The sequence below is a fragment of the Streptomyces sp. NPDC031265 genome (genome assembly GCF_055570295.1).
Map to the genome: position 1 here is coordinate 20729 of NZ_JBVIHM010000005.1, position 25284 is coordinate 46012.

A 25284-nucleotide genomic window follows, 5' to 3' on the forward strand; every position below is an offset into this window, starting at 1 on the left:
GGGGGCGAGCCCCCGGGAAACCCGCCTGCCCCATCCGTCACCGGCCGCCCGCAGGGCTTTCGGGAAGGGCGGGGTGGGGAACATCAAGGCCGCAGCCGCAACCCCCTCGGTGTCGGGACGAAGCCCGCCGCCTCCAGTGCCCGGGCGAGCGGCGACGTGAGCGCGGACTCGGCGTTGACCCGCTCCACGGTCACCGTCCCCAGCCGTCCCGCACGCGCCGCCCCCGCCAGCGCCTCCACCGCCGCAAGCAGCGCCGGATCGTCGGGCTCTGCGGGCCAGACCAGCAGGGACTTGCCGCCGCGCTCCATGTAGAGCGCGAGCTCACCGTCGACCAGGACCACCATCGACCCGGCCTTGCGGCCCGGCTTGTGCCCGGCTCCCGTCGGCGGCTCGGGCCAGGGAAGCGCCGCCCCGTAGGCGTTGGCGGGGTCGGCGGCCGCCAGCACCACGCCACGGGGCGCGGGCCGCGCCTCCGCACGGTCGCGCGCGGTGGCCGCCGCCCGTAGCCGGTCCACCGCCCCGTCCATCGCGAACTGGGCCGCGCCCAGCCCCTCGACGACGTAGCCCCGCCGCGCCTGGCCGCTGTCCTCGAACGCCGCCAGGATCCGGTACGTCGCCGAGAAGCCGCCCTCGACCCCCTCGGCCGCGACCGCGCCCCGGGTGACCACTCCGTGGCGGTCCAGGAGCGTCCGGGCCAGGGCGTGCGCCCGGTGCGTGGGGTCCGGCTCGCGGGCGGGCAGCAGTGACCAGCGCCCCGACACCGTCGGCGGTCCGGTGCGCGACGCGGGCCGCGCCGCCGTCGTCAGCGTCCCGTAACGCCCGCGCGGAACGGTCCGCCTGGCCCGGTGCGCCGTGGACCCGGCGGTCCGGCCCGACCCGAGCAGCGCCCGCAGCGGCGCGAGCGTGTCGTTGGTGAGCCGCCCCGACCACGCCAGGTCCCATACGGCGTCGGCCAGTTCGGGGTCGCTCGCCTCCGGGTGCGTGGTGGAGCGGACCTGGTCGGCGATCTGGCGGAAGAACAGCCCGTATCCGGGGGCGAGCGCCGTCAGCACCGACTCGTGCAGCGCGGTGAGCTCCAGGGGGTGCGGCGGTGGCAGCAGCAGTGGCGCCGCGTCCGCGAGGAACAGGGACACCCAGCCGTCCTTGCCCGGCAGTGCGCCCGCCCCCGCCCACAGGACCTCGCCGGTGGTGGTGAGCTCGTCGAGCAGCCCCGGCCCGTAGTCGGAGACCCGGGACGGCAGGATCAGCTTCTCCAGGGCGGACGCGGGCACGGCGGCGCCCTGCAGCTGCTCGACGGCCCGTGCCAGCCCGTCGATGCCGCGCAGGCTGTTGCTCCCCAGGTGCTGCCACTGCGGCAGGAAGGTGGCGAGCGCCGCGGGCGGCACCGGTTCGAGCTCATGGCGCAGCGCGGCCAGGGAGCGGCGGCGCAGCCTGCGCAGCACCGTCGCGTCGCACCACTCCTGCCCGAGCCCCGCCGGATGGAACTCGCCCTGCACCACCCGCCCGCTCGCCGCCAGCCGTTGCAGCGCGCCGTCGGTGACGGCCGTGCCGAGGCCGAACCGGGCGGCCGCCGTGGCCGAGGTGAACGGCCCGTGCGTGCGCGCGTACCGCGACAGGAGGTCGCCGAGCGGGTCCTTGACCGGCTCCATGAACGCCTCGGGCACGCCCACCGGCAGCGCCGTGCCCAGCGCGTCGCGCAGCCGCCCCGCGTCCTCGATCGCCGCCCAGTGTCCGGCGCCGCCGACCCGCACCCGGATGGCGCGGCGGGCGGCCGCGAGCTCCTGCGGCCACCCCGGGTCGGCGCCGCGCGCGACCAGCTCGTCGTCGGTCAGCGGCCCCAGGACCCGCAGCAGGTCGGCGACGCCCTCCACGTCCTTGATCCGGCGGTCCTCGGTGAGCCACTGGAGCTCCTGCTCCAGCTCGGTCAGGACGTCCGCGTCCAGGAGCTCGCGCAACTCGGCCTGGCCGAGCAGCTCGGCCAGGAGGCGGGAGTCGAGCGAGAGGGCGGCGGCCCGCCGCTCGGCCAGCGGCGAGTCGCCCTCGTAGAGGAACTGGGCGACATAGCCGAAGAGCAGCGAGCGCGCGAAGGGGGACGGCTCGGGCGTGGTCACCTCGACCAGCCGGACCCGGCGCGCCTCCAGGTCACCCATCAGCTCGGTCAGCCCCGGCACGTCGAAGACGTCCTGGAGGCACTCGCGGACGGCTTCCAGGACGATCGGGAACGAGCCGAACTCGCTCGCCACCTGGAGCAGTTGGGCCGCCCGCTGGCGCTGCTGCCACAGCGGGGTGCGCTTGCCGGGGCTGCGCCGGGGCAGCAGCAACGCGCGCGCGGCGCACTCCCGGAAGCGGGCGGCGAACAGTGCGGAGCCCCCCACCTGGTCGGTGACGATCTGCTCGATCTCGCCCTTGTCGAAGACGGCGTCCGCCGCGCCGACCGGGGCCTGCTCGCTGTCGTACGTCGAGTCCAGGTGCCCCGGGTCCTGGTCGAGGAGGTCGAGGCCCATCAGGTCGGCGTCGGGCAGCCGCAGCACGATGCCGTCGTCCGCGTGCATCACCTGGGCGTCCATCCCGTACCGCTCGGCCAGGCGGGCGCCGAGCGCCAGCGCCCAGGGCGCGTGCACCTGGGCCCCGAAGGGGGAGTGGATGACGACCCGCCAGTCGCCCAGCTCGTCGCGGAACCGCTCGACGAGGATGGTGCGGTCGTCGGGCACGTGGCCGCACGCGCGGCGCTGCTCGTCGAGGTAGGCCAGGAGGTTGTCGGCCGCCCAGTCGTCCAGGCCCGCGCTCAGCAGCCGCAGCCGCGCGTCCTCGGGGCTGAGCGAGCCGACCTCGCGCAGGAACGCGCCCAGTGCGCGGCCCAGTTCGAGCGGGCGGCCCAGCTGGTCGCCCTTCCAGAAGGGCAGCCGTCCCGGCACGCCGGGGGCGGGGGAGACCAGCACGCGGTCGCGGGTGATGTCCTCGATGCGCCAGGACGTGGTGCCCAGCGTGAACACATCGCCGACGCGCGACTCGTAGACCATCTCCTCGTCGAGCTCGCCGACCCGGCCGCCGCCCTTCTTGGGGTCGGAGCCCGCCAGGAAGACCCCGAAGAGGCCGCGGTCCGGGATGGTGCCGCCGGACGTCACCGCGAGGCGCTGCGCGCCGGGGCGGCCCGTCACCGTACCGGCCACGCGGTCCCACACCACGCGCGGGCGCAGTTCCGCGAAGGCGTCGGACGGATAGCGGCCCGCCAGCATGTCCAGGACGGCCGTGAACGCCGACTCCGGCAGCGCCGCGAACGGCGCCGCCCGGCGGACCAGCGCCAGCAGATCGTCCGCCTGCCAGCTGTCCAGGGCCGTCATGGCGACCAGTTGCTGCGCCAGCACGTCCAGCGGATTGGACGGGATCCGCAGCGACTCGATGGCTCCCGAGCGCATCCGCTCGGTGACCACCGCCGACTGGACCAAGTCGCCCCGGTACTTCGGGAAGACCACCCCTGTGGAGACCGCGCCCACCTGGTGACCCGCGCGGCCCACCCGCTGGAGGCCCGAGGCGACCGAGGGCGGCGACTCGATCTGCACGACCAGGTCCACCGCGCCCATGTCGATGCCCAGTTCAAGACTGGAGGTGGCGACGACGGCGGGCAGCCGGCCCGCCTTCAGGTCCTCCTCGACAAGGGCCCGCTGCTCCTTGGAGACCGAGCCGTGATGGGCGCGCGCGAGGACGGGCGGCGCGCCCTTGGCCGCTCCCGACTGGGCCATGACCTCGGCCGGGGAGTGGGCCTCCGCCAAGGGCACGGCGGCCTCGCCCGCCTCCAGCGCGGCCGCCGTGGCACGCTCGTACGCGATCTCGTTGAGCCGGTTGCACAATCGCTCGGCGAGACGGCGGGAGTTGGCGAAGACGATCGTCGAGCGGTGCGCCTGGACCAGGTCGACGATGCGCTCCTCGACATGCGGCCAGATCGACGGCTTCTCCGCGCCCTCCGAGGCGTCGGCCGCCGGTGAGCCGCCCAGCTCTCCCAGGTCCTCCACCGGAACGACCACCGACAGGTCGAACTCCTTGGTGGAGCGCGGCTGGACGATCTCCACCTTGCGCTGCGGCGACAGGAAGCGCGCCACCTCGTCCACCGGACGCACCGTCGCCGAAAGACCGATCCGGCGCGCCGGTCTGGCCAGCAGCTCGTCCAACCGCTCCAGGGACAGGGCGAGATGGGCTCCGCGCTTGGTGCCCGCCACCGCGTGCACCTCGTCCAGGATCACCGTCTCCACGCCCGACAGCGCCTCGCGCGCGGACGACGTGAGCATCAGGAACAACGACTCGGGCGTGGTGATCAGAATGTCCGGCGGCCGGGTCGACATGGCACGGCGCTCGGCGGGCGGAGTGTCGCCGGAACGGATCCCGACCCGCACCTCCGGCTCCGGCAGCCCCAGGCGCACCGACTCCTGGCGGATACCGGTGAGCGGGGAGCGCAGATTGCGCTCGACGTCGACCGCCAGTGCCTTCAGCGGCGACACGTACAGCACCCGGCAGCGCTTCTTCGCCTCGGCGGGCGGCGGGGCGGCGGCCAGCGCGTCCAGAGCGGCCAGGAACGCAGCGAGGGTCTTGCCCGAGCCCGTCGGCGCGACCACCAGGACGTCCGAACCCTCGGAGATCGCCCGCCAGGCGCCCTCCTGCGCGGCGGTGGGCGCGGTGAAGGCCCCCGTGAACCAGCCCCTGGTCGCGGGAGAGAAGGAGTCCAGCGCTGTCCTTGCCATGGTCCCCATCGTGCACCCACCCACTGACAATGGCCCGGACCTGGGAGAATGGGGATATGAACGCGGCCGAGGAGTGGGCACGGCACTGGCAGTACCCGGGGCTGCCGGGCCTGGAACTGCTCCACGCCCGCTACGTCAGCCACTCCTTCTCCCGGCACAGCCACGAGGGCTTCGTCTTCGGCGCGGTACGCGGCGGGATCGAGGACGTGGTCCTGCCCGGCGAGACCATACGGGCACGGCCCGGCACCGTCGTCATGATCAACCCCGAGGTGCCGCACTCCGCCCACGCCGGAGTCCCGGAGGGCTGGACGTACGCCACGCTCTACCCCTCGTCGCAGCTGATCGCCGACATCGCCGCCGAGGTCACCACCTTGCGCGGCACCGTGGGATTCGCCGAGATCATCGTCGAGGACCCGGACACCTCCCTGCTCATCCAGGAGGTGCACCGGGCGGCCGAGCAGGGCAACGCGCTCGCCGCCGACACCGTGTTCCGCGTCGCCGTCGCCCGGCTGCTGCGCCGCCACGGACGCTCCCTGCCCGCGCGCACCACCGGCTCGGCGGGCACTCGCACGGCGGCAGCCGCACGCGCCGTCCTGGAGCAGCGGCTGGCCGACCCGCCGTCCCTGGAACAGCTGGCCCACGGCCTCGGGACCAGCCCGTTCGCGCTGCTGCGAGCCTTCAAGGGCGCGTACGGGCTGCCCCCGCACACCTGGCTCACCGGCGAACGCGTCCGCCGGGCCCGACAGCTCCTGGAGGCCGGGACCGCGCCCGCGGAGGCCGCCGTGGCCGTCGGCTTCACCGACCAGCCGCACCTCAACCGCCACTTCACCCGCATTGTGGGCGTGACGCCGGGCGCGTACCGCAGGGAGCGCGCAAGAACGTACAAGAACGCGGGGAGCCCGCCCACGTAACGTCCCGGACGTGGCAACAGAACAGTCAGCACTCCCAGAAATACGCCCGGAGGGCGAAGCCGAACCGGGCTCCGCGGCGACCGGCACCGGTTCGCACTCCGCCGTCGTGGGCGAGGCCAAGCCGGACTCCGCCGTCGTCAGGGACGCCCTCGGCGTCGGCGTGGCCGTCGGGCTCTCCGGCTTCGCCTTCGGTGTGACCTCGGCGGGATCGGGGCTCACACTCCTCCAGACCTGTGGGCTCAGCCTCCTCGTCTTCACCGGGGCCTCGCAGTTCGCCCTGGTGGGCGCGCTCGCCGCGGGCGGCAACCCGTTCACGGCCGCGGCCGGAGCCTTCTTCCTTGGCGTACGCAACGCGTTCTACGGGTTGCGGCTGTCGCAGCTGCTCGCACTCCCGCGCGCGGTGCGGCCGTTCGCCGCCCAGTGGGTGATCGACGAGACGACCGCCGTGACCCTCGCCCAGCCCACCCGGCGGGCCGCGCGGATCGGCTTCACCGTCACCGGACTCACGCTCTACGTGCTGTGGAACCTGACGACCCTGGCCGGAGCCGTGGGCGCGGAGGCGATCGGCGACACGGACGCGTGGGGGCTGGACGCGGCGAGCCCCGCCGTCTTCCTGGCGTTGCTCGCGCCGATGCTCACCACCGCCACGGAACGGATCACCGCCGGGCTCGCGGTACTGCTCGCTCTGGGCTTCCTGCCGGTACTGCCCGCCGGAGCGCCGGTCCTGATGGCCGCGCTCGCCGCCCCCGTCGTGCTGTTCCTGAAGGGACGCAAGGACGCCGCGAAAGGCCGCGAGAACACCAGGAAGGGCCGGGCGAAGTCCGTATCGGCCGACGGGAACTCCGGGAAGGAAGCGGGACGTTGAACGTCTGGATCGCCATCGCGGCCACTGCCGTCGGCTGCTACCTGGTCAAGCTCCTCGGCCTCCTCGTCCCCGCCGGGGCCCTGGAGCGGCCACTGGTGCGCCGGCTCGCCGCGCTACTGCCGGTGGCGCTGCTGGCCGCCCTCACCGCCCAGCAGACCTTCAGCAGCGGGCAGCACCTGGTGCTCGACGCCAGAGGCGCGGGCCTCGCGGCGGCAGCCGTCGCCCTGATGCTGCGCGCCCCCTTCCTGGTGATCGTCTTCGCTGCCGTACTGGTGACGGCGGGGGTGCGGGCCCTGGGCGGCTGAGAGCTGCCCCGCACAGCCCGTACGGAGGGCATCCGCCCGCCGCAGTACCGGAAGGCAGTCCGGCCTCCGGACGGGAGAGGCGGACCGCCCTCCGTGCAGGGAAGACGGACCGCCCTCCGTAGGGGACAGGTGGAGGCTCGGCAGTCGGGACTGCCCGGCGTCAGTCGATCGCGCGGCCGTACGCGCGCAGGGTCCGCAGCGCCTCGATCGTCACGATCGGCCGCCACTCCAGAGCCGTGCCCGGCGCCCACTCGCGCCAGTGGATGGGCCAGCCGCCGTCCTCCCGCTGCTCGGCCGCGAGGTGGTCGAGCGACCGGGCCATCTCCTCGTCCGTGAACCAGCGGCGGGCCAGCGATTCCGGCACGCGCGCGTAGTCGTGCGGAAAGTGGTGCTCGGCCGGGGCGTATCCGGGAGCGACAGGAAAGTCCTCAAGCCGGTCCGGATCGAGCACCGCGAGCCGCTGCTCGCGCACCAGCCGCCCGAGCCGGTCCGCCGCCGCCTCGGCCCGCGCGCGGCCCGGCACCCCGTCCAGAAAGGCGATCGCCGCCTCGATCTCGTACGGGTGCGACTTCTCCAGGGCGTCGACCGCCGCCCAGCAGAAGTCCGTCGCACGGAAGAGCCAGGCATGCCACACCTGGTTGCGGTGGAGCAGCCCGACCACCGGACCCGTGGCCAGCAGTTCGCTGGGCGGGTCGTCGACGATCTGCACGAACGGCGCGACGGGGTAGCCGCGCGCCGACGGGTGCAGCGCAGGCAGGGCGCCGTCGCGCGTCGAGACCGCCGTCAGATAGCCGCAGATCCGCTCCGTCCGCCGGCCGCTCACACGGCCGACGGAGTCCAGGACGCGCAGCGCGTGCGCGGTGGGCAGGGGCTGGCTGACGGGGCCGCGCAGATCGGGCTCCAGCGCGTGCCCGTAGCCCCCGTCGTCGTTCTGGTAGGCGGCGAGTGCGGTCTCCACTGGGTCGGCGCCGCCGCCGAGGAAGTGGTGCGCGAACCGCCGCTGCTCCAGCACTCGGGCCGTCAGCCAGACGAAGTGCTCGGCTCGGGCGAGCGGCGTGCGGAGCGTGGGGACAGTCGCGGGTGATGTTCCGGATCCGGCCATGGTCCGACCGTAGGGCGCGAAGCGCCGCAGACAAGCCGGACGGCCCCGGCTGCACTCTCAGGGGCGGGATACTGGAGTCATGCGGTTGACGATTTTCTGGGAGCGGATGGCCGACCACTTCGGCGCCGCCTACGCCGACTCCTTCGCGCGCGACCATGTCATGACGGAGCTCGGCGGGCGTACCGTCCACGAGGCACTCGACGCGGGCTGGGAGACCAAGGACGTCTGGCGGGCCGTGTGCACCGCCATGGACGTGCCCGCGTACAAGCGGTGACGATCCGGGGCTGAGGGCCCGCTGTCGGAGGCATGGGCGAGACTTGCTGCGTGGCACCGACTGACGAGAGCGACACCCAGACAGACCGCCTGGCCGACCGCCCGGCCGGGAACGACCGCAGACCCGGGGACGAAGTCCGTTCCGAGGACGAGCTCCGTTCCGACGGTGACGGGCGCCCGCCCGAGGAAGGCCGCCTGTCCGCGACGGGCGGCGCCCACGCGCGCGCGATCCCGCACGCGGCCGTGGGCGAGGCCCCGGCCGCGCCCGGAGCGGCTCCGGGCGCCGGGACCGCCGGGCCGCCGCCGCCCGTGCCCGGGGTCGGCGGCGCCGTGCGGATGCCGCGGTGGCTGCCGCGCGCCATGGTGCTGGCGCTCGCCCTCTACGCCTGCTTCCAGCTCGGCAGCTGGGCCTTCCACCAGCTCATCGGGCTGCTGATCAACATTCTGATCTCGTTCTTCCTCGCCCTCGCGGTGGAGCCGGCCGTCGGGCGGATGTCGGCTCGCGGGATGCGCCGCGGCCTCGCCACCTTCATCGTCTTCTTCGCGGTGATCATCGCGGCGGCCGGGTTCATCGTGCTGCTCGGCTCGATGCTGGCGGGCCAGATCGTCGACATGGTCGAGCACTTCCCCAAGTATCTCGACTCGGTGATCAGCTGGATCAACGCGTCGTTCCACACCGACCTCTCACGCGTCGAGGTCCAGGACAGTCTGCTGCACTCGGACTGGCTCCAGAAGTACGTGCAGAACAGCGCGAGCGGTGTGCTCGACGTCTCGGCCACCGTCCTGGGCGGTCTCTTCCGGGTGCTGACGATCTTCCTGTTCTCGTTCTACTTCGCGGCCGACGGGCCCCGGCTGCGGCGCACGGTCTGCTCCATGCTGCCGCCCGCCCGCCAGGCCGAAGTGCTGCGCGCCTGGGAGATCGCGGTCGACAAGACCGGCGGCTACCTCTACTCGCGCGGCCTGATGGCGCTCATCTCCGGCGTCGCGCACTACGTCCTGCTGCAGATCCTGGGCGTGCCGTACGCGCCGGTGCTCGCGGTCTGGGTGGGTCTGGTCTCCCAGTTCATCCCCACCATCGGTACGTATCTGGCGGGCGCGCTCCCGATGCTGATCGCCTTCACTGTCGACCCTTGGTACGCGGTGTGGGTGCTCGGGTTCGTGGTGATCTACCAGCAGTTCGAGAACTACATGCTGCAGCCCAAGCTCACTGCCAAGACCGTCGACATCCACCCGGCGGTCGCCTTCGGCTCGGTCATCGCCGGCACCGCGCTGATGGGCGCGGTCGGCGCGCTGATCGCGATCCCCGCGGTGGCGACGCTCCAGGCGTTCCTGGGGGCCTATGTGAAGCGCTACGACGTGACGGACGACCCGCGCGTGCACGGCAGGCGCGAGCGGGTCGGAGACTCCGCCCTGGTGCGCATGCGGCGTGCGCTGAGCCGGGACCGGGCGGCGGAGCCGGTCGCTCCGACGGGCGGCGACGGCGCTTGAGGCGACGGTCGGAACCGTCCGGCCGCACCCTCGCCCGTGCCGCGTGGTGCGCTTGACACTAAAATCGAACATCCATTCATATGGAAGCAGGGCCCTGTGTTCACTTGGGTTCCGCCGGGTTTCCGGTGGGGGTTATCCACAGGCGGGAGGGACTCCGGGGCCCATTGTCAGTGGCAGGGGTTAGCGTCTTTGACGTGAAGCGATCGACTCAAGCAAACCGGGTGGAACCCATGGCAGGAACCGACCGCGAGAAGGCGTTGGACGCCGCGCTCGCACAGATTGAACGGCAATTCGGCAAGGGCGCGGTGATGCGCCTGGGCGAGCGGCCGAACGAGCCCATCGAGGTCATCCCCACCGGGTCGACCGCGCTCGACGTGGCGCTCGGCGTAGGCGGCCTGCCGCGCGGCCGCGTGGTGGAGGTCTACGGACCGGAGTCCTCCGGCAAGACGACCCTGACCCTGCACGCGGTGGCGAACGCGCAGAAGGCCGGCGGCCAGGTCGCCTTCGTGGACGCCGAGCACGCCCTGGACCCCGAGTACGCGAAGAAGCTCGGCGTCGACATCGACAACCTGATCCTGTCCCAGCCGGACAACGGCGAGCAGGCTCTGGAGATCGTCGACATGCTGGTGCGCTCGGGCGCCCTCGACCTGATCGTCATCGACTCCGTCGCGGCCCTGGTGCCGCGCGCGGAGATCGAGGGCGAGATGGGCGACTCGCACGTGGGTCTCCAGGCCCGTCTGATGAGCCAGGCGCTCCGGAAGATCACCAGCGCGCTGAACCAGTCCAAGACCACCGCGATCTTCATCAACCAGCTCCGCGAGAAGATCGGTGTGATGTTCGGCTCGCCGGAGACCACGACCGGTGGCCGCGCCCTGAAGTTCTACGCCTCGGTGCGGCTCGACATCCGCCGCATCGAGACCCTGAAGGACGGCACCGACGCGGTCGGCAACCGCACCCGCGTCAAGGTCGTCAAGAACAAGGTCGCGCCGCCCTTCAAGCAGGCGGAGTTCGACATCCTCTACGGCCAGGGCATCAGCCGCGAGGGCGGCCTGATCGACATGGGCGTCGAGCACGGCTTCGTCCGCAAGGCCGGCGCCTGGTACACGTACGAGGGCGACCAGCTCGGCCAGGGCAAGGAGAACGCCCGCAACTTCCTGAAGGACAACCCCGACCTCGCCGACGAGATCGAGAAGAAGATCAAGGAGAAGCTGGGCGTCGGCGTCCGGCCCGAGGCCCCCAAGGCCGAGCCCGGTCCGGACGCGGCCGCTGCGGCCTCGGAGGCGGAGGCGGCATCCGTGCCCGCCCCGGCCACCAAGGCCAAGACGGCCAAGGCCGCCGCTGCCAAGAGCTAGACCATGACACGCAGGACCGAATGGGCCGAGCCGGACGGGACGGGTCCCGACCGGGCCCGGTCCGGGCGGCCGGGCCCGAAGCGGGCCGGCTCCCGACGGGCCGGCCCGGAGGGATTCGGTGACGGTGCCGACTCGTCGAAGGCCGAGAAGGAACCGGCGCCGCAGGACCCGGCTGAGCGGGCGCGGGCGATCTGCCTGCGCCTGCTCACCGGGACCCCCCGGACCCGCAAGCAACTGGCCGACGCCCTCAAGAAGCGGGAGATCCCCGACGAGGTCGCCGAGGAAATCCTCTCGCGCTTCGAAGAGGTCGGACTGATCAACGACGCGGCGTTCGCGGGGGCCTGGGTCGAATCCCGCCACCACGGACGCGGCCTGGCCCGCCGGGCACTCGCCCGCGAGCTCCGCACCAAGGGTGTGGACTCGGCGGTCGTCGATGAGGCCGTCGGGCAGCTCGACTCCGACCAGGAGGAGGAGACCGCCCGGGAGCTGGTGGCCCGCAAGCTCCGCTCCACCCGGGGCCTGGACCGCGACCGCCGCATCCGCCGCCTCGCCGGCATGCTGGCCCGCAAGGGCTACCCGGAAGGCATGGCCCTCAGAGTCGTCCGCCAGGCCCTGGAAGCCGAGGGCGAAACCGCGGACGACTTGTACGAGACGTACTGAGGTTTCCCCGGGCTGGCGCACCCGCAGAGCCAACTGCCGCCAGCCCGAGGCCAAGGCCCGCATCTCCACCCCAGAGCCCGGTCAACTCGCCGCCAGAACCACACACGCCCCCGGTCACCCCGGCCGGGGGCGTTGTCGTGCGCGGATCCCACGCCGCTCCGTCCAGTCGCCACCGACTCCTTCTGAGCTGCGGAAACCGTGCTTCTGCTGCACCGGGCGGGGGATATCCCCACCCCGAGGACGCCGGGGCGCTCCAGTGCACAGGTATCTGTGCACAGGTGAATGTGTACGCATGGCACAGGAACCCGGCGGTACCGAGATCGCGGATCTCACCGCGCTCAAGGCGCTGGCGCAGCCGCGGCGGCAGCAGATCCTTCAACACCTCGCTCTCCACGGCCCGGCCACGTCCGCGATCCTGGCGCGCGGCCTCGGCCTGAACACCGGCGCCACCAGTTACCACCTGCGCGAACTCGCCCGGTACGGCTTCGTCGAGGAGACCGAAGGCAACAGCCCGCGTCGGCAACGCTGGTGGCGGGCCGTCCCCGGCGACCGGCGCTTTCCGCCCCGCAGCCGTCAGACCCCCGAGATGCGGCTCGTCATGGACGAGCTGAACCACCACGCCTACGCGGCCGACGTCGAGCTCTTCGAACGACTTCAGCGCGAGAGCACCACCGATGACTTCGGCTACTCGCGCAGTGAGATCCGGCTCACGGACGCCGAACTCCGCGAGTTCTTCGAGGAGTACATCGCCCTCCTCAACCGCTACAAGCGCGCGGAGGGGGAGACGCCGGCGGGGGCACGGGTCGTGCACACCCGGCTGATGGCCTTCCCCGCCCCCGCCCCCCTCCCCACCCCCACCCCCTCCGCCCCCGAAACTCACGCTCCCGAGGAATCCTCATGATGTTGCGCTATGCCTTGCAGACCATCCGGGACCGCAAGGGCGGGTTCCTGGGTGCGTTCACCGCCCTCATGTGCGCGGCCGCGTTGATCACCGCCTGCGGGACGCTCCTGGAGACCGGGCTGCGCGGAAAGATAGCCACCGAACGCTATGCAGCCGCGCCCCTGATCGTCTCCGCCGACCAGAACGTCCACCAGACCACGGTCAAGGAGAAGAAGGGCAAGACCAAGGTCAAGCACAAGGCCAAACCCGTCGCCGAACGAGCGTGGCTGCCCGACCGACTGCTTCCCGCCGTACGTGCCGTGCCCGGCGTCCAGTCCGCCGTCCCCGAACTCACCTTTCTCGCCCAGCCGTTGGTGACGGGTGGGGCGGGCCGGGCAACGTACGGGCACAGCTGGGAGTCCGCTCCGCTCACTCCTTTCTCGCTTGTCCAGGGACGCGCCCCGAGAGCGGCCACTGATGTTGTCATCGACCAGGGGCTCGCCTCGCGCGCCCACCTCACCCCCGGCGACCGGCTTACGGTGCAGTCAACCCAGTCTCCGCAGACGTACACCGTCACCGGGGTAGCCGCCCCCTCCTCCGGTCAGCTCAAGCGTCAGACCTCCCTCTTCTTCTCCGCCGCCGAAGCCGCGCGCCTCGCCGCCCGGCCCGGTCAGCTCTCCGCCATCGGAGTCGTCGCCGAACCTGGTGTGGACGTCGGGCAGTTGAAGGCGGACATCGGCAAGGCGCTCGCCGTCGCGGCGGGTGGCGGTCGGGGTGCGGCCGCCGGGGACACTCCTCGCAGCGCTGCCCGGATCTCCACCGGCGACGCCCGGGGCGCCGTCGAGTTCCTGGACGCGGCCGGGGCCCGTACCAAGCTGGTCTCCATGGGAGGTGCCATCGGCGGCACCTCGCTGCTTGTCGCGGTCCTGGTCGTCGTCGGCACCTTCGCCCTCTCGATCCAGCAGCGACACCGTGAACTCGCCCTGCTGCGCGCCATCGCCGCCACTCCTCAGCAGGTGCGCAGGCTGATCGGCCGCGAGGCGCTGCTCGTGGGCGCGGTCGCCGGCGTGCTCGGCTCCCTCGCCGGACTGCCGCTGGGGGCCTGGCTGCACGGCCGGTTCGTCGCGACGGGCGCCGTTCCGGTCACCCTGGAGCGAGCCGTCAGCGTCTTCCCGATGTTTGCCGCCGTTGCCGCGACCCTGCTCGGCGCGTGGGGCGCCGCCCGTATCTCGGGCCGCCGGATCTCCCGGATCCGTCCCGCCGAGGCCATGGCCGAGTCCGCCGTGGAGCGCACTCGCCCCGCCTGGGGCCGGGTCATCGCCGGTCTGGTCCTGCTCGCGGGCGGGGTCGTCCTCGTCGCCGTACTGAGCGGACTGCGCACCGAGCCCGCCTCAACACCGGTCACGTTCCTCGCTGTTGTGGTCCTGGCGTCCGCCGTCTCGCTGCTCGGTCCGCTGCTGGTCAAGGGTGCGGCCGCACTGCTCGCCGGGCCGCTGCGGCTCGCCGGATCGGGTGGCCGGCTCGCTACCTCCAATCTGCGCGGGAACGCCGCTCGGATGGCCGCCGCCGTCACTCCGCTCGCCCTGCTCATCGGTATGACCTGCACGGTCCTGTTCGTCCAGCCGACGCTCGGTGACGCAGCCCGCGCCCAGGTCCGTGACGGCCTCCGCGCCGACTGGGCGCTCGTCGCGCAGGGCCCGGGTGTCCCGGCCCGCGCCGCCGAGAAGATCCGGACGACCCACGGGGTCGCCGCCACCACCGAGATCGTCCGGACCACCGTCCGGGTCGGCCTCGACAAGTACGCCGCCCAGGGCGTCACTCCGGACGGGCTTGCGCGCACCTGGGATCCGGATGTGACCCGCGGCAGCCTCGACCCGCTCACCCGCGACAAGAACGCCGTCGCCGTCAGCCGACTCGCCGCCGACCAGCTGGGGCTGCGCCCTGGCAGCCCGCTCAAGCTCACTCTCGGCGACGGAACGCCCGCCACCCTGACCGTCGTCGCCGTATACGCCCGCGGGCTCGGCTTCGGTGACATCACCCTCCCGCACGACCTGCTCGCCCACCACATGGACAACCCCCTCGCCTCCACCGTCCTGGTCTCCGCCGCCAACACGGTTACTCAGAGTGAACTCGCCGCCGCGGTGAAGGAGTTCCCCGGCCTGTCCGTTATCACCCGTTCGAGTGTCGACAAGCTCCAGGCCGACCAGCAGCGGGCGGGCGCCGAGGTCAATTGCCTGGCCATGGGGCTGGTGCTCGTCTTCACCGCCATCGCCGTCGTCAACACGCTCGCCATGTCGGTGTCCGAGCGGTTCCGGGAGTTCGCGATGCTCCGGCTCGCGGGTGCCACGCGCCGCCAGGTGCTGCGGATGCTCCGTCTCGAAGCCGTCGCGGTGCTGTCGATCGCCGCGGTGCTCGGCTCGGCGATCTCGCTGGCCGTGCTCACCGCCTTCAGCGTGGGCATGACGGGCAGCGCCGCCCCGGCCGTCCTTCCCCTGGTGTACGTGACCGTCGTCGGGGTCGCCGGACTGCTGGCCCTCGTCGCGACGGCCCTGCCCGGGCGGATGGCGCTCGCCGTACGCCCGGTGGAGGTGGCCACCAGCAAGCAGTAGCCCTTCTCGGCCGCCTCCACCACCGGTCCAGGCCAGGACTGCCGGTCAGCGGATGAACACCCGCTGACCGGCAGCCCTGGCGCTTGCAATCGGGCAAGCCCTGTCAGCCCTCATGCCTGCAAGCGCGGTCAGCCCTCCAGGCCCGCCCGCGCGTCACCCGGCAGGAGCCGTCACCGGCAGTCCGTCCGCGCGCCACGCCTGGAATCCGCCGATCAGGTCCGTCGCCCGGTGCAGCCCCAACTGGCGCAGGGACGCGGCCGCGAGGGACGACGCGTAGCCCTCGTTGCAGATCACCACGACCCGCAGGTCGTGGCCGGTGGCCTCCGGGGCGCGGTGGCTGCCCTGGGGGTCGAGCCGCCACTCCAGCTCGTTGCGCTCGACGACGAGCGCTCCGGGGATCAGGCCGTCGCGCTCGCGCAGCGCCGCGTACCGGATGTCGACCAGGAGCGCCTCGCCCGCCCGCGCGGCCTCTCGCGCCTCCCGCGCCTCGACTCGGTCCAGGTCCTCGCGGACCCGGTCCAGCAACTCGTCGATTCCCACCGGGTGTTCGCTCACTGCCAGTCCTCCGGGCGCTCGACGTGCTCCAGCCGCAGCACCGCGCCCGTACGGCTGTAGCGCCGGATCAGGGGCAGCGGTGGGTAGTACGCGTGGACCGAGATCGTGTGGTCGGTCGTCGACTCGTTGCGCACCTCGTGCACGTGGTGCGGTCCGAAAGACCGCCCCTTTCCGGCCTCCACGTTCCGTGAACGGTCGAGGTCCTCGGCGAGTTCCAGCGTCTTCCACCCCTCGGACGGCAGCCTGGCCGCCAGGGAGTCCTCCTTGAGCGTCCCGGCCGCCGTCGCGAACGCGCCGTGGGAGCCGCCGTGGTCGTGCCAGCCGGTGCCGGTGCCCGGCGGCCAGCCGATCAGCCAGGCCTCGCTGCCGCCGGGGCCGTCCAGCCGGATCCAGGTCCTGCCCTGCGGGTCGAGTGGCAGGGAGGCGACGAGCGAGGCGTCGGCGGCCGTGCGGCGGGCGAAGTCGAGCAGGTCCGCCTGGCTCGGCGCGGAGGGGGAAGCGGGCCCGGGCAGGCAGACGCGGGTGGAGTCGGACGTAGGGGGATGCGCGGAAGGTGACACGTGGGACCGTCCTGGAGAGTTCGCGTGTGCGCGCGTACGCCGGACAGCGGCCCGGCGGCGCGAGGAGGGAGAGGCGAATCAGCAGGACGGGCGACACACGCAGCCCGCGTAGCGGACGAGGTCCATATGGACCCTCCGCCACAGGCGCACATCGGTGTCGGTCACGTTCCGGAGTACACCATGTGCGCCTGTGCCGGTCAATTGATGTCCGCGGTGCGGTCCTCCACGTGCGCGTGGGCGACGGCCCCACCGCGCGCCGTGTCGGCGGCCGTGTACAGCTCGCCCGGCCAGACCCCGCAGAAGGCGGTGACCAGGTGCCCGTCGGGGCGTACGAGCAGCACGGTGTGGGCCGCGGCTCCCGGGTACTCCTCGGCCACCAGCAGCTCGGCGTCGGCGGGCAGGGCGTTCACCGCGGCCGTCAGGCGCGGCATCACCCCAGCGGTCAGCCAGTGCCGCCGGTCCCAGACGCCGGTGCCGGGTGCGACCAGGACCACCAGGAGCCGTCCCCGGCCCAGCCGGTCCCGCAGTGCCACCGTGGATCCGTCCGGAGCCGTCACGGGGACGTCCTCGACCGGTGCGCCCGCCTCTGTGTCGACCGGCGCGTGCGCCTCGGCGGGTGGGGGCGCGAGGGGGGAGTGCGGGTAGGCGGGCGGCGCGCCGAGCGGGCCGTGCCCCAGGTGGCCGTCGGCGAGCAACGCGTCGTGGCCACGCGCGGCGCCCGGGATGTACGAGCGCAGCCCTCCGCTGCCGCGCAGCACGGGCAGCGCCTGGTCGGCGGCGCGCAGCCGGGCGGCGACACTCGCGCGTCGCTCCGTCTGATAGCTGTCTAGCAGCACCTCGGAGGCGCCGTGATGCCAGGCCTGCGCCAGCTTCCAGGCCAGGTTGGAGGCGTCCCGCAGCCCCTCGTCGAGGCCCTGGATGCCCACCGCGCCCAGCAGATGGGCGGCGTCCCCGGCGAGGAAGGCGCGGCGCACCCGCCAGCGGCGGGCGAGGCGATGATGGAGCGTGTACACGCCGGTGTCCAGGAGTTCGTACGACGGAGTCGTGCCGCACCACCCGGCCAGCGTGTCGCGCAGCCGGCCCATCAGCGCGTCCGGGGTGACGAGTTCGGCGCGGGGCGGCAGCAGCCAGTCGATGCGCCAGGTCCCGTCGAGCAGTGGGCGGGCCGTCACCTCCTCGCCGCCGGTGCGCCACGGAGGCAGCCGGTGCAGCAACGCCTCGCCGGGCCAGGGCAGTTCGGTGCGCAGCGCGACGACTGCCTGACGCTCCACTGCCGTACGCCCGGCGAAGCGGACGTCGAGGAGTTTGCGCACGGTGGAGCGCGCGCCGTCGCAGCCCACCAGGTAGCTGCCGCGCCACCAGGCGGCGCCCGGGCCGGTGGTGTGGGCGGAGACGCCGCTGTCGTCCTGCTCCAGGGCGTCCAGACGGCTCTGGGGTGCCAGCTTGACGAGCCGGGAGGCGGCCGCCGCTTCCCGCAGGCCGAGGGTGAGGGCGTGCTGGGGCAGATGGACCGGTGGGGGGCCGCCGTCGAGACCGTCTCCGAAGGAGACCTGACGTTGCAGGGTGCCGCGCCGCATGGCCCGCCAGCCCACCCAGCGGGCGCCCTCGTCGCGTACCGCGGCGCAGCCCAGCCGTTCCGCGAAGGCGGCCGTGTCGGGCCGCAGGACGGCCGTACGGACCGGGCGGGGCTCCTCACCGCCGGGGCCCTCGTCAAGGACGACGGAGGGCACCTTCTGGGCGGCGAGGGAGAGGGCGAGCGCGAGTCCGACCGGACCGGCGCCGACGACGATCACCGGGTCCACGGCGTGGCTCCCTGGGCCCGGCGGGACGGCTGGCAGGTGGCGCTGAGGACCCGGTGCACGATCACAGAACGTATGCAACCCACTGCGGGTGCTTGCGTCAAGTGACGGAGGCAGTGACGCGAGCGCCACTGCCTCATACACCGTCAGTTTGTCGTACCGCCGGGCCCGTCGGGCACTTCGGCACCGGCTCCCACGACCGCACCGACCGGGTCGGCGCCGGTCACCGGGGCCGCTGCCGCGGCCATGGTGATGCCGGTCTTGGCGCGCCGGCCGCGCCGCTCGATCCAGGTGGCGAGACCGGAGAGCGCCATGCACATCGCGACGTAGATGGTGCCGATGACGACGATCGTCGACACGTACGGGTACTGGCCGTTGACCTGGGTGTTGCTCGCGATCAGACGGGCCGTCTGGAGCAGTTCGGGGTAGAGGATGATGAAGCCGAGCGAGGTGTCCTTGAGGGTCACCACCAGCTGGCTGATGATCGTCGGCAGCATCGCCCGGACCGCCTGCGGCATCAGCACGCTGGTCATGACCTGGGTCTTGCTCATGCCGAGCGCGTACGCCGCCTCGCGCTGGCCCTTGGGCACGGAGTTGACGCCCGCGCGCAGCACCTCGGCCTGGACGCAGCCGTTGTAGATCGACAGGCCGAGCGCCAGCGCCCACATCGAGTAGTCGGTCAGGAATCCGACCCAGACGGCGTAGATGGTGATCAGCAGCGGGATCGACCGGAAGAGCTCGATGAAGCCCGTCGCGGCCCAGCGGACCGGCTTGTGGTCGGAGAGGCGGGCGACCGCCAGGAGCACGCCGAGGACCAGCGAGCCGACCGCCGCCAGGCCGAAGGCCTTGAGGGTGGCGACGACACCGTCGGCGATGTTCTCCCGGATGCCCGAGTAGTTGAAGATGTCCCACATCTCGGGGGCGAGATGGCCCTTGTCCGACAGCCGCACGATGCTCAGGGCGAGCAGCGCGAGGATGGCGAGCGAGCCGAGGACGGCGTAGATCCGGTTGCGTACGACGGCCTTGGGGCCCGGGGCGTCGTAGAGAACGCTGGCGCTCATCGGGCGACCTCCATACGGCTCTCCAGCAGGCGGAAGGCGCCGCTGATGAAGAAGGTGACGACCAGGTAGCCCAGTGCGACCCAGACGAAGACGGGGACGATGTCGTAGCCCTCGTCGCTCATCAGCTTCTGCCAGCCGAAGAGTTCGGTGACGCTGAAGGCGCCGGCGATCGCCGAGTTCTTGGTGAGCGCGATGAAGATCGAGCTCAGCGGCGGGATGACGGTCCGGGTGGCCTGCGGCAGGACGATCAGGCGCAGGGTCTGTGTGAACGACATGCCGATCGAGCGGGCGGCCTCGGCCTGGCCCAGCGGCACGGTGTTGATGCCGGACCTGACGGTCTCGCACACGAAGGAGGCGGTGTAGAAGCCGAGGGCGAGCGAGCCGAGCAGGAAGGGGCTCATCCCGGGGAAGAAGATCTCCGGGACGACGAAGAAGAAGGCGAGGAACAGCAGGGTCAGCGGGGTGTTGCGCAGCAGCGTCACCCAGGCGGTGCCGAAGAAGCGCAGCGGCGGCACCGGCGAGACCCGGAATCCGGCCAGCAGCAGCCCGAGGACCAGGGCGATGACCGAACTGACGGCGGTGATCTCCACGGTTCCTATGAAGCCGTCACGGAATTCCGAGAAGTTGTCGAGCAGTACGTTCATGAGGTCTCCGCGTCGGCGGGCGGCTGGGCGGGCAGGGCCGGGAGCGCCCTCCACGCGCGCGTGGAGGGCGGCTCAGCCGGCCGGGTCGGCGGCGGCGCGGTCAACCGTGCCGTCTCGGTGACACCCGTAGGGGTGCGACCGGATCAGTAGCGCTGGACGGCCGGCGGGTCGACGTACTTGGCGCCCGACAGACCGAGAGTCGCCTCGTAGATCTTCTTGTAGGTGCCGTCCTTGACGTGCTTCTCGATCGAGTCGTTGACGAAGTCGCGCAGCGCCTTGTCGTCCTTGCTCATGCCTACGCCGTACGGCTCCTGCGTGAACGGGTGACCGGTGACCCTGAGCTTGCCGGGGTTGGCGGCCGCGTAGCCCTTGAGGATCGAGTCGTCGGTGGTGACCGCGTCGACCTGCTTGGTCAGCAGCTGCTGCACGCAGTCGGAGTACTTGGCGAGCTCGACGACCTTCGCGCCGTACTCCGGCTTCTTGATCTCCTGGAGCGGGGTGGAGCCGACGATCGAGCAGACCTTCTTGCCCTTGACCGTGTTCTTGTCGGTGATCGCGGTCTCGTCCTTGCGGACCAGCAGGTCGGCGCCGGCCTTGTAGTACGGGCCCGCGAAGCCGACCAGCTTCTTGCGCTTGTCGTTGATCGTGTAGGTGCCTACGTAGTAGTCGACCTGGCCCTTGGAGATCGCGGTCTCACGGATGCCGGAGTCGACGGTCTTCCACTGGATCTGCTGGTCGGTGAAGCCCAGGTCGGCGGCGATCATCTTGGCGACCTCGACGTCGAAGCCGGAGCGCACCTTGGTCGACTGGTCCTCGAAGCCGAGGTAGGGCTGGTCGGCCTTGGAGCCGATGACCAGCTTGCCGCGGGCCTTGGCGGCCTTGAAGGCGGGGGAGTCGAGGGTGACGTCCTTGGCGACGGTGTACGTGGGCAGCTGCGGGGCGCCCGACTGGCCGGGCTTGGCGGCCTGCTTGTCGCCCGCGGAACCGGACTTGCCGCCGCAGGCGGTCGCGGTCAGCGCGAGCACAGCGATCGCCGCGAAGGCGGCGGACTGGCGGAGCTTCATGTGAACATCCCTCGTATCGCTTGAATCGCTCAGATGTGGGGGCCGTCGGCCGGTGGCGCCGGTGGGGGAGGAGCCGCACTCGGGCAGCCGCTCCGGGTCCGCGGGGAGCCTCAGTGGTGAAGGATCTTCGACAGGAAGTCCTTGGCCCGGTCGCTGCGCGGGTTGCTGAAGAACTGGTCGGGCGTGGCCTCTTCGACGATCTTTCCGTCGGCCATGAAGACGACGCGGTTGGCGGCGGAGCGGGCGAAGCCCATCTCATGGGTGACGACGACCATCGTCATGCCGTCGCGCGCCAGCTGCTGCATGACTTCGAGGACCTCGTTGATCATCTCCGGGTCGAGCGCGGAGGTGGGCTCGTCGAAGAGCATGACCTTCGGGTCCATCGCCAACGCGCGCGCGATGGCGACGCGTTGCTGCTGTCCGCCGGACAGCTGCGCGGGGTACTTGTCGGCCTGGGTGCCCACGCCCACCCGGTCGAGCAGGGCGCGGCCCTTCTCCTCGGCCTGCTTCTTCTCCGTCCTGCGGACCTTGGTCTGGCCCAGCATGACGTTCTCCAGCACGGTCTTGTGCGCGAAGAGGTTGAACGACTGGAAGACCATGCCGACGTCGGCGCGGAGCCGGGCCAGTTCGCGGCCCTCCTGCGGCAGCGGCTTCCCGTCGATCGTTATCGCCCCGGAGTCGATCGTCTCCAGGCGGTTGATGGTGCGGCACAGCGTGGACTTTCCGGACCCCGACGGTCCGATCACGACCACGACCTCGCCGCGCGCGATCGTCAGATCGATGTCCTGGAGCACGTGCAGCGCGCCGAAGTGCTTGTTGACGTTGTTCAGCACGACCAGGTCGCCCGACGCGGGTGCCGCGTCCTCGGCGTCCTTGGCCACTGATACTCCGCTCATCGGCTTCCAGCTCCGCTCTTCCTCGGTTGGGGAGGAACGTAGTGCGCCGCTACGACCAGCGTCATTACATCTGAGCGGAACTTGAGCATCACGATCCGGTAGCGGAGTGGCACTCTCCGTTAAGGGGGCGCGCGGTGCAATACCGGCTGCGTAACGGAAGCCGCGCTCCGGTGCGTGCCCTCTTGACGCACACCGGCGGCATGGGCGTGGATGCGGGAGTACATGCCTGGCGACGACTACGGAAGGGGGGGCGATGAGACTGCTGCTCGTCGAGGACGACGACCATGTCGCCGCGGCCCTGTCCGCCGTGCTCGCCAAGCACGGCTTCGCCGTGGTGCACGCGCGCAACGGCGAGGAGGCGCTGCGGGCGCTGCTGCCGGACGACCGCGCCCCAAAGGAGCCCTTCGGGGTCGTCCTGCTCGACCTCGGACTGCCCGACCAGGACGGCTACGAGGTCTGCGGGAAGATCCGCAAGCGCACCGCCATCCCGGTGATCATGGTCACCGCGCGCGCGGACGTGCGCTCGCGCATCCACGGCCTGAACCTCGGCGCCGACGACTACGTGGTCAAGCCCTACGACACCGGCGAACTGCTGGCGCGCATCCACGCGGTCAGCCGCCGCACCACCACGGGCGAGGACAGCGGCGCGATCCCGGCGGTCGCCCTGCGACTGGGGCGCGTCCAGATCGAGCTGCCCACCCGCAGGGTCAGCGTCGACGGCGAGTGCGTCCAGCTCACCCGCAAGGAGTTCGACCTGCTCGCGCTGCTCGCCCAGCGGCCCGGGGTGGTCTTCCGGCGCGAGCAGATCATCAGCGAGGTGTGGCGCACCAGTTGGGAGGGCACGGGGCGCACTCTCGAAGTGCACGTCGCGTCCCTGCGCTCCAAGCTGCGGATGCCGGCCCTGATCGAGACCGTGCGCGGCGTCGGCTACCGGCTCGTCGCCCCGGCCGCGCTGTAAGGCCCGACACACCCGGTGCGTACGCGACTCCTGCCGCTGCTGATCTTCCTGCTCGCCCTCGTCCTGATGGCGCTGGGCTTCCCGCTCGCGATCAGCGTCGCCTCCGCCCAGCAGCAGAAGGTCGTCGTCGACCGCATCGACGACACCGCGCGCTTCGCGGCGCTCGCCCAGTTCGTCACCGCCGCCGACGACAAGGACACCAGCAGCAAAGAGCGCCTGGCCACCCTGGAGGAGGAACTCGCCCGCTACCACGAGCTGTACGGGATCCGCGCGGGCGTCTTCTTCCGCAACGGCGTCGCCATGGCGAGCGCCCCCAGGGGCTGGGCCGTGCCGGACGACAGCAAGGGCGGCGACGCCTTCCAGGAGGCGCTGGCGGGCCGCAGGAGCCACGATCCGCCCCAGGTCTGGCCGTGGCAGCGCGGACGGCTCGTGGTGGCCTCCCCGGTGGTGCGCGAGGGCGATGTGATCGCCGTGGTGGTCACCGACTCGCCCACCGGGCACATGCGGTCGCGGGCACTGCGCGGCTGGCTGCTGATCGCGGCGGGCGAGGTGGCGGCGATGCTGCTCGCGGTCGGTGCGGCCTTCCGGCTCACCAGCTGGGTGCTGCGGCCCGTACGCGTCCTGGACGCGGCCACGCACGACATAGCGACCGGGCGCATGAAGTCACGCGTCGCGGTCGCCGGTGGACCCCCGGAACTAAGAAGGCTGGCCCGGTCGTTCAACGAGATGGCGGACAACGTCGAGGACGTGCTGGACCAGCAGCGCGCCTTCGTCGCCGACGCCTCCCACCAGTTGCGCAACCCGCTCTCCGCCCTGCTGTTGCGCATCGAACTCCTCGCGCTCGAACTGCCCGAAGGGAACGAGGAGATCGCCTCGGTGCGTGCCGAGGGCAAGCGCCTGGCCCAGGTGCTAGACGACCTGCTGGGCCTGGCGCTGGCCGAGCACGCCGAGGCGGACCTCCATCTCACCGACATCGGCGCGCTGGCGCGCGAGCGGGTGGAGGCCTGGCGCCCGCTCGCCGAGGACAAGGGCGTGCGGCTCACCGAGCAGCGGGCCGCCGTCACCGCCTGGGTGGACCCGGTGGCGCTCTCCAGCGCCCTGGACGCCGTCATCGACAACGCACTGAAGTTCACTCCGGAGGGTGAGGAGGTCACGGTCGCCATCGCCGCTGACGGCGATTACTCGAAGATCACCGTCACCGATCGCGGACCCGGCCTGACCGACGACGAACTGAGCCGGATCGGGGACCGGTTCTGGCGCTCGGGCCGGCACCAGAACATCAAGGGATCGGGCCTGGGCCTGTCCATCTCGCGGATCCTGCTCGCGGCGGGCGACGGCACCATCACATACGCCCACCACGAGCCGCACGGCTTGCGGGTGACCCTCCGGGTGCCGCGCACCTCGCCGACGGGCTGAGGGGCTCTTACGGCCCCGGGAGAGCCCGGCTGAGGCGGGTCGGCCGACTGCCGGTGCCCCCCGGGTCAGGGCTTGGTCGAGAGGTAGTAGCGGCGCGCGCCGTCGTGCAGCGGCAGCGGCTCCGTGTAGATCGCGGTGCGCAGATCCACCAGCTGCGCGGCGTGCACCTCGCGGCCGATGGCGTCCCGGCTGCGGATCACCGTATGGGTGAACTCCTCGGTCAGGCCCCGGTCCGTACGGTCCGTGGTGACCAGCAGGTTCGCCACCGCGATCGTCGGTACGGCGACGCCCCGCTGCGCCTGCGGATAGGCGTCGGCGGGCATGGTCGCCGCCCGGTAGAAACCGGTGAGGCCGTCCTCTCGGTGCAGCGCGGTGACCAGGTCGCCCAGCGGCACCAGGCGGATCTGGTCCTGCTCGGACAGCCGCAGCACGGCTGTGGTGGGCAGCCCGCCCGACCAGAAGAACGCGTCGATCTTCCCGGTCCGCAGCAGCTCCGGCATGGTGTCGATGCCCGCCGACACCGCAGTGATGTCATGCGCCGGATCCAGCTTGGCGGCGGTCATCAGCCGCTCCGCGAGCAGCCGCACCCCCGACCCGGGCTGGCCTATGCCGACGCGCTTGGAGCGCAGGTCCGCCGTCGTACGCACCGACGAGTCGCGGGGCACGACGAGCTGGACGTAGTCGTCGTAGAGGCGGGCGCAGCCGCGCAGGCGGTCGGCCCCGACGGAGTCGTCGCGGAGGTATTTGGCCACCGCGTCGGCGGTCGCGATGGTGAAGTCGGCCTGCCCGGTGGCCACCCGCTTCAGGTTCTGCTGCGAGCCCTCGCTGGTCTGGAGCCGGACGTCCACCTCGGGCAGATCGTCGGCCAGCGCCCGCTCCAGCAGCTCGCCGTACCGCTGGTACACCCCGGTCCGCACACCCGTACTGAACGTGATCGTCCCCGACGGCCGCGAGGCCCCCAGCGACAGCAGCCACCACAGCAGCAGCCCGAACACCACCAGCGCCGCGGCCGCCCCCTGGAGGGCACGACGGCGGCTGACACGGGGGAGGGCCTGGAGCATGGCGCGATCCTGCCAGCTCACTCCCCGTGATGGCCAGGCCCGGGGTCGGGGGAAGGCGGGGCGGTGTGCCGGTACGACCTCGTACCCTGGTG

22 protein-coding genes are annotated in these 25284 nt (G+C 72.1%); 11 read left to right on the plus strand and 11 right to left on the minus strand.

Going from position 1 to position 25284, the window contains the following annotated elements; translation table 11 throughout:
* Positions 1-83 precede the first annotated feature (83 nt).
* On the minus strand, positions 84-4733 hold the full coding sequence (locus tag ACZ499_RS10290; protein WP_468673595.1) for an ATP-dependent helicase: 4650 nt from the start codon (positions 4731-4733) through the stop codon (positions 84-86).
* Between the two features lie 56 nt (positions 4734-4789).
* Between ACZ499_RS10290 and ACZ499_RS10295 the strand changes: the two genes are divergently transcribed.
* The 3 genes from ACZ499_RS10295 to ACZ499_RS10305 all read left to right on the plus strand — a co-directional run bounded on the left by ACZ499_RS10295 (position 4790) and on the right by ACZ499_RS10305 (position 6814).
* Positions 4790-5644, plus strand: coding sequence for a helix-turn-helix domain-containing protein (locus ACZ499_RS10295; protein WP_468673596.1), 855 nt, complete (start codon positions 4790-4792; stop codon positions 5642-5644).
* 106 nt (positions 5645-5750) lie between these two features.
* Positions 5751-6509, plus strand: coding sequence for an AzlC family ABC transporter permease (locus ACZ499_RS10300; RefSeq protein ID WP_468674068.1), 759 nt, complete (start codon positions 5751-5753; stop codon positions 6507-6509).
* Positions 6506-6814 carry an AzlD domain-containing protein gene (locus ACZ499_RS10305; protein ID WP_385824625.1) on the plus strand — a complete coding sequence of 103 codons (309 nt, stop codon included), beginning with the start codon at positions 6506-6508 and terminating at the stop codon, positions 6812-6814. The genes ACZ499_RS10300 and ACZ499_RS10305 overlap by 4 nt, the downstream gene beginning before the upstream one ends.
* A gap of 160 nt (positions 6815-6974) precedes the next feature.
* Here the strand turns inward: ACZ499_RS10305 and ACZ499_RS10310 are convergent, their stop codons facing one another.
* Positions 6975-7916 (minus strand): hypothetical protein, encoded by a 942-nt coding sequence (locus ACZ499_RS10310; protein ID WP_468673597.1) that lies wholly within the window; start codon positions 7914-7916, stop codon positions 6975-6977.
* Between the two features lie 79 nt (positions 7917-7995).
* Between ACZ499_RS10310 and ACZ499_RS10315 the strand changes: the two genes are divergently transcribed.
* From ACZ499_RS10315 to ACZ499_RS10340, 6 genes are all read left to right on the plus strand, one after another.
* Positions 7996-8190 carry a DUF3046 domain-containing protein gene (locus tag ACZ499_RS10315; RefSeq protein WP_468673598.1) on the plus strand — a complete coding sequence of 65 codons (195 nt, stop codon included), beginning with the start codon at positions 7996-7998 and terminating at the stop codon, positions 8188-8190.
* 335 nt (positions 8191-8525) lie between these two features.
* Positions 8526-9677: an AI-2E family transporter gene (locus ACZ499_RS10320; protein WP_468674070.1), complete on the plus strand. Its 1152-nt coding sequence runs from the start codon at positions 8526-8528 to the stop codon at positions 9675-9677.
* 230 nt (positions 9678-9907) lie between these two features.
* Entirely contained in the window at positions 9908-11029 is a 1122-nt protein-coding gene (gene recA, locus ACZ499_RS10325; protein ID WP_468408747.1) for a recombinase RecA, read from the plus strand.
* 3 nt (positions 11030-11032) lie between these two features.
* Positions 11033-11689 carry a recombination regulator RecX gene (gene recX / locus ACZ499_RS10330; protein WP_468673599.1) on the plus strand — a complete coding sequence of 219 codons (657 nt, stop codon included), beginning with the start codon at positions 11033-11035 and terminating at the stop codon, positions 11687-11689.
* Between the two features lie 292 nt (positions 11690-11981).
* A complete protein-coding gene (locus ACZ499_RS10335; RefSeq protein ID WP_468673600.1) occupies positions 11982-12590 on the plus strand; it encodes an ArsR/SmtB family transcription factor in 609 nt (202 codons plus the stop codon).
* Positions 12587-15178, plus strand: a complete 2592-nt coding sequence (locus ACZ499_RS10340; protein WP_468673601.1) for an ABC transporter permease — start codon at positions 12587-12589, stop codon at positions 15176-15178. Before ACZ499_RS10335 ends, ACZ499_RS10340 begins: the two co-directional genes overlap by 4 nt.
* Before the next feature lie 153 nt (positions 15179-15331).
* Here ACZ499_RS10340 and ACZ499_RS10345 read toward each other — a convergent pair whose 3' ends face one another.
* The 8 genes from ACZ499_RS10345 to ACZ499_RS10380 all read right to left on the minus strand — a co-directional run bounded on the left by ACZ499_RS10345 (position 15332) and on the right by ACZ499_RS10380 (position 21757).
* Positions 15332-15733: a rhodanese-like domain-containing protein gene (locus tag ACZ499_RS10345; protein ID WP_468673602.1), complete on the minus strand. Its 402-nt coding sequence runs from the start codon at positions 15731-15733 to the stop codon at positions 15332-15334.
* A complete protein-coding gene (locus ACZ499_RS10350) occupies positions 15730-16245 on the minus strand; it encodes a cupin domain-containing protein (RefSeq protein WP_468408788.1) in 516 nt (171 codons plus the stop codon). Before ACZ499_RS10350 ends, ACZ499_RS10345 begins: the two co-directional genes overlap by 4 nt.
* 126 nt (positions 16246-16371) lie before the next feature.
* Positions 16372-16419, minus strand: coding sequence for a hypothetical protein (locus tag ACZ499_RS10355; RefSeq protein ID WP_309506048.1), 48 nt, complete (start codon positions 16417-16419; stop codon positions 16372-16374).
* Between the two features lie 71 nt (positions 16420-16490).
* The gene (locus tag ACZ499_RS10360) at positions 16491-18095 is read right to left on the minus strand and encodes an FAD-dependent monooxygenase (RefSeq protein WP_468673604.1); all 1605 of its coding nucleotides are present in this window, start codon (positions 18093-18095) and stop codon (positions 16491-16493) included.
* 143 nt (positions 18096-18238) lie between these two features.
* Entirely contained in the window at positions 18239-19153 is a 915-nt protein-coding gene (locus tag ACZ499_RS10365; RefSeq protein WP_468408735.1) for an amino acid ABC transporter permease, read from the minus strand.
* Positions 19150-19797 carry an amino acid ABC transporter permease gene (locus ACZ499_RS10370; RefSeq protein ID WP_385540031.1) on the minus strand — a complete coding sequence of 216 codons (648 nt, stop codon included), beginning with the start codon at positions 19795-19797 and terminating at the stop codon, positions 19150-19152. The genes ACZ499_RS10365 and ACZ499_RS10370 overlap by 4 nt, the downstream gene beginning before the upstream one ends.
* Positions 19798-19940: 143 nt before the next feature.
* Complete coding sequence (locus tag ACZ499_RS10375; RefSeq protein WP_468673606.1) at positions 19941-20861, minus strand: glutamate ABC transporter substrate-binding protein; 921 nt, start codon at positions 20859-20861, stop codon at positions 19941-19943.
* A gap of 110 nt (positions 20862-20971) precedes the next feature.
* A complete protein-coding gene (locus ACZ499_RS10380; protein ID WP_468673608.1) occupies positions 20972-21757 on the minus strand; it encodes an amino acid ABC transporter ATP-binding protein in 786 nt (261 codons plus the stop codon).
* Positions 21758-22010: 253 nt separating this feature from the next.
* On the opposite strand from ACZ499_RS10380, the gene ACZ499_RS10385 reads away from it, so the two are divergent.
* The gene (locus ACZ499_RS10385; protein ID WP_371655082.1) at positions 22011-22715 is read left to right on the plus strand and encodes a response regulator transcription factor; all 705 of its coding nucleotides are present in this window, start codon (positions 22011-22013) and stop codon (positions 22713-22715) included.
* 15 nt (positions 22716-22730) lie between these two features.
* Positions 22731-24131: a sensor histidine kinase gene (locus tag ACZ499_RS10390; RefSeq protein WP_468673611.1), complete on the plus strand. Its 1401-nt coding sequence runs from the start codon at positions 22731-22733 to the stop codon at positions 24129-24131.
* A 65-nt stretch (positions 24132-24196) separates the two neighbouring features.
* Here ACZ499_RS10390 and ACZ499_RS10395 read toward each other — a convergent pair whose 3' ends face one another.
* The gene (locus ACZ499_RS10395) at positions 24197-25192 is read right to left on the minus strand and encodes a TAXI family TRAP transporter solute-binding subunit (RefSeq protein WP_468673614.1); all 996 of its coding nucleotides are present in this window, start codon (positions 25190-25192) and stop codon (positions 24197-24199) included.
* Positions 25193-25284: the final 92 nt, after the last annotated feature.